Annotated in this window: 10 protein-coding genes; 4 read left to right on the top strand and 6 right to left on the bottom strand. The window is 43.8% G+C overall.

Going from position 1 to position 11,792, the window contains the following annotated elements; genetic code table 11:
- Positions 1-86 precede the first annotated feature (86 nt).
- A complete protein-coding gene (locus MED222_RS18050; protein ID WP_009845641.1) occupies positions 87-1,199 on the bottom strand; it encodes a mechanosensitive ion channel family protein in 1,113 nt (370 codons plus the stop codon).
- A 184-nt stretch (positions 1,200-1,383) separates the two neighbouring features.
- Here MED222_RS18050 and MED222_RS18055 point away from each other — a divergent pair, with 184 nt between their 5' ends.
- Both MED222_RS18055 and MED222_RS18060 read left to right on the top strand, forming a co-directional pair.
- Positions 1,384-2,040 carry a potassium channel family protein gene (locus MED222_RS18055; protein ID WP_009845640.1) on the top strand — a complete coding sequence of 219 codons (657 nt, stop codon included), beginning with the start codon at positions 1,384-1,386 and terminating at the stop codon, positions 2,038-2,040.
- Positions 2,041-2,060: 20 nt separating this feature from the next.
- Complete coding sequence (locus tag MED222_RS18060) at positions 2,061-3,428, top strand: TrkH family potassium uptake protein (protein WP_009845639.1); 1,368 nt, start codon at positions 2,061-2,063, stop codon at positions 3,426-3,428.
- A gap of 130 nt (positions 3,429-3,558) precedes the next feature.
- Here MED222_RS18060 and msrB read toward each other — a convergent pair whose 3' ends face one another.
- The gene (msrB, locus tag MED222_RS18065) at positions 3,559-4,701 is read right to left on the bottom strand and encodes a peptide-methionine (R)-S-oxide reductase MsrB (RefSeq protein ID WP_009845638.1); all 1,143 of its coding nucleotides are present in this window, start codon (positions 4,699-4,701) and stop codon (positions 3,559-3,561) included.
- Positions 4,702-4,897: 196 nt separating this feature from the next.
- Between msrB and MED222_RS18070 the strand changes: the two genes are divergently transcribed.
- Entirely contained in the window at positions 4,898-5,296 is a 399-nt protein-coding gene (locus tag MED222_RS18070; protein ID WP_009845637.1) for an OsmC family protein, read from the top strand.
- Between the two features lie 143 nt (positions 5,297-5,439).
- Here the strand turns inward: MED222_RS18070 and MED222_RS18075 are convergent, their stop codons facing one another.
- The 4 genes from MED222_RS18075 to phnW all read right to left on the bottom strand — a co-directional run bounded on the left by MED222_RS18075 (position 5,440) and on the right by phnW (position 10,311).
- Complete coding sequence (locus MED222_RS18075; RefSeq protein ID WP_009845636.1) at positions 5,440-6,501, bottom strand: OmpA family protein; 1,062 nt, start codon at positions 6,499-6,501, stop codon at positions 5,440-5,442.
- 351 nt (positions 6,502-6,852) lie between these two features.
- Positions 6,853-7,671: a phosphonoacetaldehyde hydrolase gene (gene phnX, locus MED222_RS18080; RefSeq protein ID WP_009845635.1), complete on the bottom strand. Its 819-nt coding sequence runs from the start codon at positions 7,669-7,671 to the stop codon at positions 6,853-6,855.
- A gap of 97 nt (positions 7,672-7,768) precedes the next feature.
- Positions 7,769-9,208 (bottom strand): aspartate aminotransferase family protein, encoded by a 1,440-nt coding sequence (locus tag MED222_RS18085; RefSeq protein ID WP_009845634.1) that lies wholly within the window; start codon positions 9,206-9,208, stop codon positions 7,769-7,771.
- Positions 9,208-10,311, bottom strand: a complete 1,104-nt coding sequence (gene phnW / locus MED222_RS18090) for a 2-aminoethylphosphonate--pyruvate transaminase (protein ID WP_009845633.1) — start codon at positions 10,309-10,311, stop codon at positions 9,208-9,210. The genes MED222_RS18085 and phnW overlap by 1 nt, the downstream gene beginning before the upstream one ends.
- A gap of 365 nt (positions 10,312-10,676) precedes the next feature.
- Between phnW and MED222_RS18095 the strand changes: the two genes are divergently transcribed.
- Positions 10,677-11,687 (top strand): putative 2-aminoethylphosphonate ABC transporter substrate-binding protein, encoded by a 1,011-nt coding sequence (locus MED222_RS18095; protein ID WP_032555077.1) that lies wholly within the window; start codon positions 10,677-10,679, stop codon positions 11,685-11,687.
- Positions 11,688-11,792 lie beyond the last annotated feature (105 nt).

Here is an 11,792-nt window from a genome sequence, read left to right as displayed (position 1 = left end):
GTTTATTTATCGATAACCAGTTTACTTATCGATAACCCATCGACTTGACGACAAGCTATAAACGATAAGCAATATAGATGTGCTTCTTAATGACCTTCTGAGTTGGAAATGACCATACCTTGAGCTTCGCCAAAATCTTGAGGATCGATCTTGAGCGTTTGTGTTGGGAAGGCGATATCAGCATTGTGCTTATGAATAATCGCCAACACCTGCAGCAGGACATCTTGCTTAACTTCGTGGTATCTCACCCAGTTAACCGTTTTGGTGAAGGTGTAGATAAAGAAATTAAGGGTTGATGGACCAAACTTATCAAAGTTAACGATCAGCGTCTGTTTTGCATCAATGTCAGGGTGTGTTTCGAGCATGGATCTAACTTCATCAACAATTAGAGCTAGCTTGTCTGCATCTTGATAACGAAGACCGAAGGTTTCATTGATTCTGCGGTTCAACATTCTTGATGGGTTCTCCACCACAATGTTACTGAATACCGAATTTGGCACGTATAAAGGTCGCTTATCAAAAGTGCGAATGATGGTCATGCGCCAACCAATGCGTTCGACTGTACCTTCGATTTGGCGGTCTGGTGAGCGTATCCAATCACCGACTTTAAAAGGACGGTCGAAGTAAATCATCATGCCGCCAAAGAAATTCGACAGTAGATCCTTTGCTGCCAAACCGACGATTAAGCCACCCACACCACCGAAGGTGAGTAAGCCAGATAGGCTCAGACCAAATGCCTGCATGATGGTCAGGCCGCCCATCACCATAAAGAACAAGCGAGCGACTTTAGCGATAGCTTGTACTGTGGTTTCGTCTCTGGTTTTTTGTTCTAAGACGTACGCTTCAGTGTTGGTGATCATTCGCAAGGTAAACCAAACGAAGGTACAGATAATTAATATGTGCTTAAGTGTTTTTAACCAATTAATTTCATTACCAAACTGGTCTTGAAGGATTAACCCCACAGAGACAGTTGCAGGCCAACACCAGAGTAATGTACTGACAGGTGTTTTTAGCGCCTCTAGCAGTAGGTCATCCCAGTGGAATGGGGTTTTCTGAACCAGAATTTCTAAGCGATTATGGATAATTCGCCAAGCGACCCAAGCGAGAAAGCTCGCAATAGTGATGAATAGGACGCTGTTTGCCCAATCACTATGGCTCTGGTTAATGTAGGTTTGTACTTGGGTTATGAATTCATTCATTGTGTGTACTGCCGCAGAAATAGTGGGTTAGAAATTAGCAGAAATCACTTTTGTTCTCTACCTTTATAAATCAAGCGATTAGCTGACAATTGTATCTCTATATGGATATATAGTCGTTTTTTTGTATGAAGACAATTTCATTATTTGTTTTCGATGCTACATAGCTTTGTAAGTGGAGTAATAAATGAGTGACAAACAATATGCAGTTATTGGCTTGGGACGTTTTGGTCTCTCAGTCTGTAAAGAGCTACAAAGTTCAGGCTCACAGGTACTCGCCGTTGATATTGATGAAGAGCGAGTGAAAGATGCGGCGGCTTTTGTTTCTCAAGCGATTGTTGCGAACTGTACAAGCGAAGAGACAGTTAAAGAGTTAAGGCTCGATGAATACGACATGGTGATGGTGTCGATTGGCTCTGATGTTAATTCCAGTATTCTAACGACCTTGGTCGTTAAAGAGTCAGGTGCAAAGGCAGTCTGGGTTAAGGCGAATGATAAGTTCCACGGCAAGATCCTCTCTAAGATTGGTGCTGACTATATCATCATGCCGGAGCGAGATATGGGTATTCGTGTCGCGCGTAAAATGTTGGATAGACGCGTTCTTGAGTTTATCGACCTTGGCAGTGGCTTAGCGATGACGGAAATCGTTATTGGTTCTAATTTGTTGGGTAAGAAACTTGGTGACCTTAAGCTGTGTAAAGAAAATGGTGTTGAGGTACTTGGCTTTAAGCGAGGCCCGAACTTAACGAAAGCACCAGAACTGGATGTGAGTTTAGAAATTGGGGATGTGGTGATCATAGCTGGGCCGAAAGAGACTTTATCTAGAAAGCTACGCAATTGGTAATTGGTAAGTAAGGTAACAGTATGAATTCGGTAAAACGAAAAGGTGCTTTCTACACCCTTAAAAGTGATAAGAAGCCACGCAAAGGCTCTGAACCTAAGATTATCCTTACGAGCTTCTTAGGTGTTCTTATCCCCTCAGCAATCTTGTTGACGCTGCCTGTGTTCTCGGTGACAGGACTAAGCTTTACGGATTCACTGTTTACTGCCACGTCAGCGATCAGTGTGACAGGTTTAGGTGTTGTTGATACTGGCCAGCATTTCACCTTGGCAGGTAAAATCTTACTGATGTTCTTGATGCAAGTTGGTGGGTTAGGGCAGATGACTCTGTCTGCGGTACTGCTCTATATGTTTGGTGTCCGATTAAGCCTTAAACAACAAGCATTGGCAAAAGAAGCACTTGGACAAGATCGTAAGATTAATCTCCGTAAATTAGTTAAGAAGATCATTATCTTTGCGTTGGTGGCGGAGTTTGTCGGTTTTGTATTGCTCTGTTTCCGTTGGGTTCCAGAAATGGGATGGGCAACGGGAAGCTTTTATGCACTCTTTCACGCTATATCTGCATTCAATAATGCAGGCTTCGCGCTGTTTTCAGACAGTATGATGAGTTTTGTTGACGATCCACTGGTGATATTTACATTAGCAGGTTTGTTTATTTTTGGTGGACTTGGTTTTACAGTCGTCGGCGACTTATCGAGTAACTGGCGTAAAGGTTTTCGACACCTACATTTACATACCAAGATTATGTTAACAGCGACACCAGCGCTGTTGTTGGTTGGTACGGTGATGTTTTGGTTGTTGGAGAGGAATAACTCCGCGACCATGGGAGGGTTATCGACACAAGGTCAGTGGTTAGCGGCATTTTTCCAGTCAGCGAGTGCTCGTACTGCTGGTTTTAATAGTGTGGATTTGTCTCAGTACACTCAGCCTGCATTGTTGGTGATGATAGTACTGATGTTGATTGGTGCTGGTTCAACTTCAACTGGTGGTGGTATTAAGGTTTCGACATTTGCGGTCGCTTTTGTAGCAACTTGGACATTCTTACGTCAGAAAAAGCATGTAGTGATGTTTAAACGTACTGTGACCTGGCAAGCTGTAACAAAGTCATTGGCCATTATTGTGGTAAGTGGAGCACTGTTAACCACCGCAATGTTTTTGTTAATGCTCACTGAGCAAGCCGCGTTTGACCGCGTGATGTTTGAAGTGATTTCTGCTTTTGCAACCGTCGGTCTAACAGCGGGACTCACTGCAAATCTCACTGAGCCCGGTAAATACATCATGATTGTCGTTATGGTCATCGGGCGTATTGGTCCTTTGACTTTGGCGTACATGCTGGCTCGTCCAGAACCCTCCTTGTTGAAATACCCTGAAGATACAGTGTTGACGGGCTAATAATGTTAACGGGGTAATAATGCTAACAGGCTAGGATTTATAGTTCTTGTTAGTGTGTTAGAAAAACAAAGCCAGCGTTATGCTGGCTTTGTTGGTATAGGTGTAGCACTAATTTCTTAGTACTTAAGCTTTAGCCTTCGAACATTTCTACATATTCTTCGTAGCCTTCCTCAGCCAATTTATCTGCTGGGATAAAGCGCATAGCGGCTGAATTCATGCAGTAGCGTAAACCTGTTGGCTTTGGACCATCTTTAAATACATGCCCTAGGTGAGAGTCACCAAATTTACTGCGAACCTCTGTTCTTGGGTAAAGTAGCTTGTAGTCAGTAGTTGTTACCACATAAGCTTCGCTGATTGGCTGTGTAAAGCTTGGCCAACCTGTACCTGATTTGTATTTGTCTTTTGAAGAGAACAAAGGCTCACCCGTTACGATATCAACGTAAATACCTTCTTGCTTGTTATCCCAGTATTTGTTGTCAAACGGGCGCTCTGTTGCGTCGTCTTGTGTGACATCGTATTGCAGTGAAGTTAGAGACGCTTTGAGCTCTGCATCAGACGGCTTGCTGTATGTCTTAGCATTAGCTGTCGCATTTTTGTCATCGATGATTTGGCGGATCGTTTTCGGATTTTCTTTTCTATCATCACCGAAGATTTTATCTAGGTACTGATCACGACCAGAAGCGTAGCGGTAGTAGTTATAACGAACCTTACTCTTCTTGTAATAATCTTGATGGTATTCTTCTGCTGGCCAGAATTTTTCAAACTTAATCAGCTCTGTTTTTAGTGGCTCACCAAAGATCTGAGCTTTGTCTATTTCCATCATGAAGTTCTGAGCGATGTCTTTTTGATCCTGGTTATGATAGAAAACAGCAGGTCGATATTGTGGACCTCTGTCAACGAATGAACCTTTGTCATCAGTTGGGTCGATGTGTCTGAAGAATTGGTCAAGCACCTGTTCGTAGCTAACCACATCAGGGTTGTAAGTCACGTTGATCACTTCGATGTGACCAGACTTACCTGATGAAACTTGTTTATAGGTTGGATTCTCTAATTCGCCACCAGAATATCCTGAGACAACATCCGAGACTCCTGTCAGCTTCTCCAGATCGGATTCTGTACACCAAAAACAACCACCAGCCAGTGTCGCTATTTCGCTCTTACCTGAGTTAGCCGTTTTATCCATTGTATTGGCAGTGCCAGTCTGGCTCACAAACAGCGAAATCAGTGGTAGCGCAACCACGAGTGATACCAATATTTTAGATAATTTATTCATAGATACCTCATCTTGACGTCTTTTCATTCGATTTTGAATGTACGAATAGAGACAGGGTTTAGATGGAAAAAATTACACTATTCATAAAAAAAATATCTCAAACAGAAAATCTTGCTCATAAATGCTGCCAGTAGTAGGGTGTCCATTATTGATATAATAGATAATGATGGCGGTTTCCGTACATCTAAGGAACAACATGCAAGCAGAAGTTAAATGGGTCGAAGGCTTTAAATTCCTAGGTCAATCTCAATCAGGTCACTCTGTCGTTATGGATGGCAGTGGCGGTGCTACCGCGCCAAGCCCTATGGAAATGGTGCTAATGGCTGCTGGCGGTTGTAGCTCTGTTGATGTGGTTGATGGCTTGAAATCTGCAGGCCAAAACATCACGGGCTGTAATGCAAAGCTTGAAACCACACGTCGTGAAACGGCGCCAAAAATCTTTACTGTGATTAACATTCACTTCGAAGTGTCGGGTGAAAATCTTGATCCTGAGTTGGTTGCTAAGGTCTGTGCGGATTCATTAGAAAAATACTGTTCAGTATGCTTAATGCTGGGTGCTGGTGTAGAGATGACCCACAGCTGGGAAATAGTCTAGTCTCTGATTGTACAGCTTGGCAGTAGACTGATTTTTACGGCTTCTACTTATAGCTGATGGCATATGGGGAGAGCCTGATAAAGAAAAGGGCGGAGCACTTGAAAGTGCTCCGCCCTTATTATTTTAATTAAGGTAGAGTGCTATTATTCAGCAGTTTCTACGATAACTTCTTCCATTTGCGCTTTTTCTTGGTATTCGAAGCTTGGGATCGTTGCGTCAACACGACGGTTTTGTGCACGACCTTCAGCTGTAGCGTTTGATGCTACAGGGTTTTCTTCCCCTTCACCTGAAGCTGTAATGCGGTCCGCTTCAATGCCTTGCTCTTCAATGTATGCGGCTACAGCAGCAGCACGCTTCTTAGAGATCATCATGTTGTACTCTGCCGCACCTGTTGAATCAGTGTGACCAACAACATTAACTGATGATTGAGGGTGAGCTTGCAGTACTTCAACTAATGGCATTAATGCAGATTTGCCTTCTGAAGATAATTCAGTGCTGTTTGTCTCAAACATACCTTGAGAGAAGCTTTCAGTTTTCGCTTTAGTAACCACAACTTCTTCTTCAACAACAATGACTTCTGGTTCGGCAATTGGCTCTGCAGGAGCCTGTGTTATAACGGCTGCAGAAGCGGCTGCTGCTGAAGCCGTTGTGTTACCTGTACCAAAGTTGTAGCTAAGGCCAACGGTAACAAGGTTAGAGTTTAAGTCTTGCACGAATTTATCATCGAAATCATCGAAGTATTGATATTCAACACGCAGTGCCCAGTCTTCAGCGAATTGCTTTTCAGCACCGATACCAAGAGACAATACTACGTCATCTTCGTCATCGTGCATGATGTAAGCTGGGCCGGCTTTGAAGAAGATATCAAATTTTTGTTGGATAGCGAGTCGATACATAGGGCTCAGAGAGATAGCGACGATTGAATCACTATATTGCTTCAAAGTTCCTGTGCTATTAAAGCTTGTATCGTAGTCTCCTAGGTAGTCTGCGCTCAGTTCAAGAGCAAACTTGTCAGAAAAGTTGTAGCCACCGTAAAGGCCACCCGCAACAGAATCATCTTCGCATTTAACGCCATCGACACAGGCACTATCTAGCCAACCCATGCCCACTTTTGCACCAACATAAGTGGTTGCAGCAATAGAAGGAGCTGCCGCTAAGCCGGAAGCTGCGACGACAGCACACATGATTTTAGAAAGTTTTTTCATAATCTTATCCTTGGATTAATTTTTATTGTTATCTGAACTGACCTGTAAAGCGATAACTTACTGGCTAAGACACTGCGACCGTAAGTAAATCAAGGCGTTGATTCAGGTAGAGCTTTTAAAGTACTACTAATATATTGTTAGTCTGATTGCGTATGATAGTCAATCGGATTGTTGGTATTCATAGTTTTCAAGGCGCTATTTATAGCTTTTTTGTTGATCAATTGTTGTCTTAAATGTTGGAAACAATGAAACCTCGTATCATTTTAACGCGGTACGAGGTTTCATCTTTTTGTGTGAACGGATTATTTGGCTACATAGTCTGAGTTGTAGGGGGGAGCGGAGCTTTAGCTGTTACGGGCGCTCACCGGCTAACAAACGCTTTTCGATATCTGCAATCACTCTAGGTAAGTCGGCGATGGTATCGATCAGGTAGTGCGGGTTTGATTTGTTTAGCTTAATGCTTGCTTTTTCTCGCGCAACTGCAAGTGTCGCTTCGTCGGCATCCACATATTCTTGGTAGGTTAAGCCTGCTTCGTTGCCTGATAGTACAAGGCCTACTGTCCACATGCCTGCGTTGTGGCCTTCATCGATACCCGGTGCTGCGTCATCCACTTTCACACACGCAGCGACGTTCGTCACACCTAGGTCAATGACGTTTTTAAGTGCCATGAATGGAGCAGGGCGACCGCCTTGCGGTAAGTCGTCAGTTGCAACTACGTTGTCAGGAAGATAACCGTAATCTGCTGCAGCTGGAATTAGTACGTCCATCACCTCTCGTGGGTAACCAGAACAAGAGCCGATTTTTACGTTCTTTTCTTTTAAGTTATTCACGACTTCAATCGCGTTTAAAATTGGTGCTGCGTGGTCTGCTACTTTTGCTTTCTGAAGAGGCATGAATGCCGAGTAGATCGCATCAACGTCTTCACTGGTCATCGAGCGTCCGAATTGAGCATTCCAACGAGCGTCGACAGCTGGAATTCGACCAACCGCTTGGATGTGGTCCCATTTGCCGATACCCATAGGTTCACGCGCTTCTGCTAAGTCGATATCAAAGTCGAAACCTTGTCTGAATGCTTCAACGAAAATGCTGGTTGGAGCAAATGATCCAAAATCAACGATAGTGCCTGCCCAGTCAAAGATAACCGCTTGGATAGGTGATGTCGTGTTCATAATAGTGTCCTATTTTTGTGTCACTCCCAGTTCAAGTTATTGGAAGGACGAATGATTGTTTTAGCTTATTGGTTTAAATGTTGATTTAGATAATGAATTAAAGGTATTCAAAATCTTTGCAGACTTTTGCTATCGCATTTTCGAATATAGACAGAGCGACTTCTAGTTCACTGCGGCTGATGATCAATGGCGGGCTCAATTGAATCACGTTACCTTGTGACACCTTAAAGCTCAGGCCATCGTTCAGACATTGATAAAGTACGGCTTCTGCTTCATCGAACGCTCGGGTTTTGGTGATATGGTCGGTGACCAATTCCACCCCCCAGAGCAGGCCGATGCCGCGAACGTCACCAATGACTGGGTACTTATCTTTCATTTGAAGCAGTTGTTCACGTACAAAAGCGCTGTCTTCTTGCACTTTTTCAAGTAAATTTTCTTGCTCAATCACTTCCATGGTGGCGAGTGCTGCCGCGCAACCAATTGGGCTTTTTTCGTGGGTGTAGTGACCAAGAGATACTTGCGCTGCCGTGTTGTATTTGTCTTTAGTGATCATGGCTGCGATTGGAACTAAGCCGCCGCCAAAACCTTTACCGATACAAAGAATGTCAGGTTCGATATCAAAAGCTTGGTGAGTGAACCATTCGCCACTGCGACCCATACCGTTTGGAATGTCGTCGATGATCAACATGACGTTATGCTTATCACAAATCTCACGGATGCGCTTCCAGTAAGCTTTGCTTGGTACTTGCACGTCTGTGTTACGAACCGCTTCTGCAATGAAGGCACCAATGCCACCTTCTTTTTCAATCACATACTCAAGGTAATCGGCGTAGTGAACATCACGTGCGGTCTCGTTCGCATCGCCGGAGTTTTGCCCGCAAAGCGAAAAAGAGTCATTGAGCGGGAAAGCACCACGATAGGAAACCGCTGGTGGAATACGTTCTACGCCAGCCATTAACGGCCCCATGCCTTCGCGGAAACACGCTTCGCCACCCACTGAAATCGCATCAAGTGACGCGCCATGGAATGAATCCCACAATGACACTACTTTGAAATTGTTGGTGACATGGCGAGCTAGTTTGAGCGCCATGCCGATCACTGATGTGCCACCGGGAGCAAACAACACGCGATTCAAATCACCACCGCAGATCTGTGTGAGTTTCTCAGCACACTGAACCGCAGTTTCATTGGTGAAGCGACGTGGTGAAAATGGCAACGACGCCATTTGCTGAGTCACTTTATTAATAATGTGTGGGTGGCCATAACCAAGTTGATGAACATTGTTACCGTGAAAGTCCATGTACTTTTTGCCCGTCGCATCTTGAATATAGATGCCTTCGGCTGCTTCAAGTGTGTCTAGGCAAGGCGTTGACATGGCTTGATGAAGAAACACGTCAGAGTCACGCTTTAACATCGCTTGAGTCGCATCATCGTTTAGCGATTCGTTCCATTTTTCGCGTGCTGGTGTGGTGTTCACATCGCCTTCGCTTCGAAAGTACGTTGCCTTTAGAACTGGCTCTTGATTGGTCGTTGTCATTATTTGATGTCCCAGTACATAGCGTTTTTCACTGCGCCAATGAGAGCTTCAATGTCTGACGGATACACTTCACCGATGTTACCGATTCGGAAGCAGTCTGCGTTTGAAACCTTACCCGGGTAAATCACAAAACCTTGTTCTTTCAAACGGTCATAGAATTCCTTGAATTGGTAATCGCTATGAGTTGGAGAATAGAAAGAAGTAATGATAGGTGAATGAAGATCATCATTAAGCAGTGGCTCAAAGCCAAGAGAGCGCATACCTGCAACCAATGTGGTTTGGTTGGTTTGGTAGCGATTATGACGAGCTTCGATGCCACCTTCTTGCTCCAATTCAAGTAGAGCTTGGTAGAAAGCACGCACTGTATGAGTTGGAGAGGTGAAGCGCCATTTACCATTGTTGCTTTCCATGCAGTGCCATTGGTCAAACAGGTCAAGGCTTAATGAACGAGCTTGGCCTTTGCATTTTTCCAGTTCCGATTGCTTCGCAATAACAAAGCCGAATCCAGGTACACCTTGAATGCATTTGTTTGCCGAGCTGATCATGTAATCGATACCTAAGTCAGCAATATCCATAGGGATGCCACCAAAACTCGACATCGCATCTAGAATGACGGTTTTGTTGTGCTGTTTTGCCAATTTGGCAATCTCTTCAATTGGATTCAGCATGCCAGTGGTGGTTTCACAGTGGACAATCGCCACGTGAGTAATGTCTGAATCCATGGCCAATGCCGTTTCCATTTCGTTCAAGTCAGGCTGTGATGTTTCACCTGGGGAAACGACATGGCATGGAATGTTTAAATATTCTGCGATTTGAGCAATACGAGCACCATATGCTCCGTTATCGACCACAAGAAGCTTACCGCTGTTAGAGATAACGCTACCGATTGTTGCTTCAACTGAAGCAGTGCCGCTGCCTTGCATTAATACGCTGGTATATCCCGCCTGCTTAGTTGCCAAAGTCACAAGCTTGCTACGAATCACTTCAACAATGTCTTTGTTGTATTCATCGTCCCAAGTACACCAATCTTTTAGCATCGCTTGGCGCACGGTTTCAGAAGTAGATAGAGGACCCGGTGTCAGTAGTAAATATTCGTTTCTCATGTTCAATTCTCGTGATTTTAATTTTGGACTATACCAGTGATTGCGGTTACTTTAACAACCAATTTAAACGGTCGTAAATAGTCCAAACGTTATTTTCACAAAAGCTTCATATTAAGATTGGTCACTTGTGTTGAGAAATTTACCGATCTTGAAATTGCCATTTTTTGTTCATTTAATCGTCATAAAAGCCAGTTAGCTTAATACTCGAAATCTGGTACATACCAATATAAAGGTGTGTTCTAACAACCTAAATGAATTTATGGATATAGAAGCCTCTAGATGGAGCTTCTAGCTTTAACAACTTTAACTTTGGCAATTTTTAATTTTGGCAACTTCTCACTTTAGAGTTGGCCTGACTGGAGAAAATGATGAAAAACCGTTTTATGAAAGGATCACTTGCAGCATTAGTTACTCTACTAGCTGGTAATGCTTATGCAGCACAGGAAGTGACGGTTTACACCGCTTTTGAAACTGACATTTTAGCGAAATACAAGAACGCATTTGAAAGTGAAAACCCAGACATCAACATCAAGTGGGTGCGTGATTCAACAGGGATCATGACGGCAAAATTATTGGCTGAGAAAAACAATCCTCGCGCAGAGGTAGTTTGGGGACTTGCTGGTTCTTCAATGGCACTGCTTAAAGAAGAGGGCATTCTTAAGCCTTACACTCCTCAAGGTGTAGAAGCGTTGCGTGTAAACCTTAACGACCCGCAATCTACTCAAGCTTGGTACGGCAATGACGCATTCTTCAATGCAGTTTGCTTTAACGAAGTAGTGGCTAAGCAATTGAACCTACCGGCACCTAAGTCTTGGGATGACCTAACGAAGCCTATCTACAAGGGCCATATTGCTATGCCAAACCCAGCGTCTTCTGGTACAGGCTACATGCAGGTTTCGGCTTGGCTACAAAACATGGGTGAAGACCAAGGTTGGAACTACATGCAGAAGCTAGATCAAAACATTGCTCACTACACGCACTCAGGCTCTAAGCCATGTGTTCAAGCGGGCATGGGTGAAGTCGCTATCGGTATTTCTATGGCGAGCCGTGGCGCTAAGCTGAAAACTCAAGGCGCGCCACTTTCAGTGATTACGCCTGAAGGCATCGGCTGGGAATCTGAAGCGGTAGGTCTTGTTAAGCCTTCTGATGCAGCACAACGTGTTATCGATTGGTCTATTTCTAAAGCGGCAAATGAGCTTTACATCGAAATGTACCCAGTTGTTGGTCACAAAGATGTGACAGGCAAAGCAGAGAACTTCCCTAATGTAGAAAAGAACATGGCAAAAATGGACTTCGCTCGAATGGGCAGCGAACGTGCCGACGTTCTTAAAACATGGTCTGACAAGTTTGACGCTAAATCAGAGCCAAAATCTTAATCTGACGACCTATTCAGTTACTTAACTATTTAGTTCATTAGAAGTTAGAAATCAGTAAAGGAAGACTTCGGTCTTCCTTTTTTAGTTTTACGCCTTTAGGTTTTA

It is taken from the genome of Vibrio sp. MED222 (genome assembly GCF_000153005.1).
In the GTDB taxonomy this organism is placed as follows: Bacteria; Pseudomonadota; Gammaproteobacteria; order Enterobacterales; family Vibrionaceae; genus Vibrio; species Vibrio tasmaniensis_A.
This window is presented reverse-complemented; position numbering and strand designations above follow the sequence as displayed.

Excerpts from the sequence above, each read along its gene's own strand:
- phnX (WP_009845635.1), bottom strand. The coding sequence starts at position 7,671 with ATGAACACGACATCACCTATCCAAGCGGTTATCTTTGACTGGGCAGGC.
- MED222_RS18070 (WP_009845637.1), top strand. The coding sequence starts at position 4,898 with ATGCAAGCAGAAGTTAAATGGGTCGAAGGCTTTAAATTCCTAGGTCAA.
- phnW (WP_009845633.1), bottom strand. The coding sequence starts at position 10,311 with ATGAGAAACGAATATTTACTACTGACACCGGGTCCTCTATCTACTTCT.
- MED222_RS18085 (WP_009845634.1), bottom strand. The coding sequence starts at position 9,208 with ATGACAACGACCAATCAAGAGCCAGTTCTAAAGGCAACGTACTTTCGA.
- MED222_RS18055 (WP_009845640.1), top strand. The coding sequence starts at position 1,384 with ATGAGTGACAAACAATATGCAGTTATTGGCTTGGGACGTTTTGGTCTC.
- msrB (WP_009845638.1), bottom strand. The coding sequence starts at position 4,701 with ATGAATAAATTATCTAAAATATTGGTATCACTCGTGGTTGCGCTACCA.
- MED222_RS18075 (WP_009845636.1), bottom strand. The coding sequence starts at position 6,501 with ATGAAAAAACTTTCTAAAATCATGTGTGCTGTCGTCGCAGCTTCCGGC.
- MED222_RS18095 (WP_032555077.1), top strand. The coding sequence starts at position 10,677 with ATGATGAAAAACCGTTTTATGAAAGGATCACTTGCAGCATTAGTTACT.
- MED222_RS18050 (WP_009845641.1), bottom strand. The coding sequence starts at position 1,199 with ATGAATGAATTCATAACCCAAGTACAAACCTACATTAACCAGAGCCAT.
- MED222_RS18060 (WP_009845639.1), top strand. The coding sequence starts at position 2,061 with ATGAATTCGGTAAAACGAAAAGGTGCTTTCTACACCCTTAAAAGTGAT.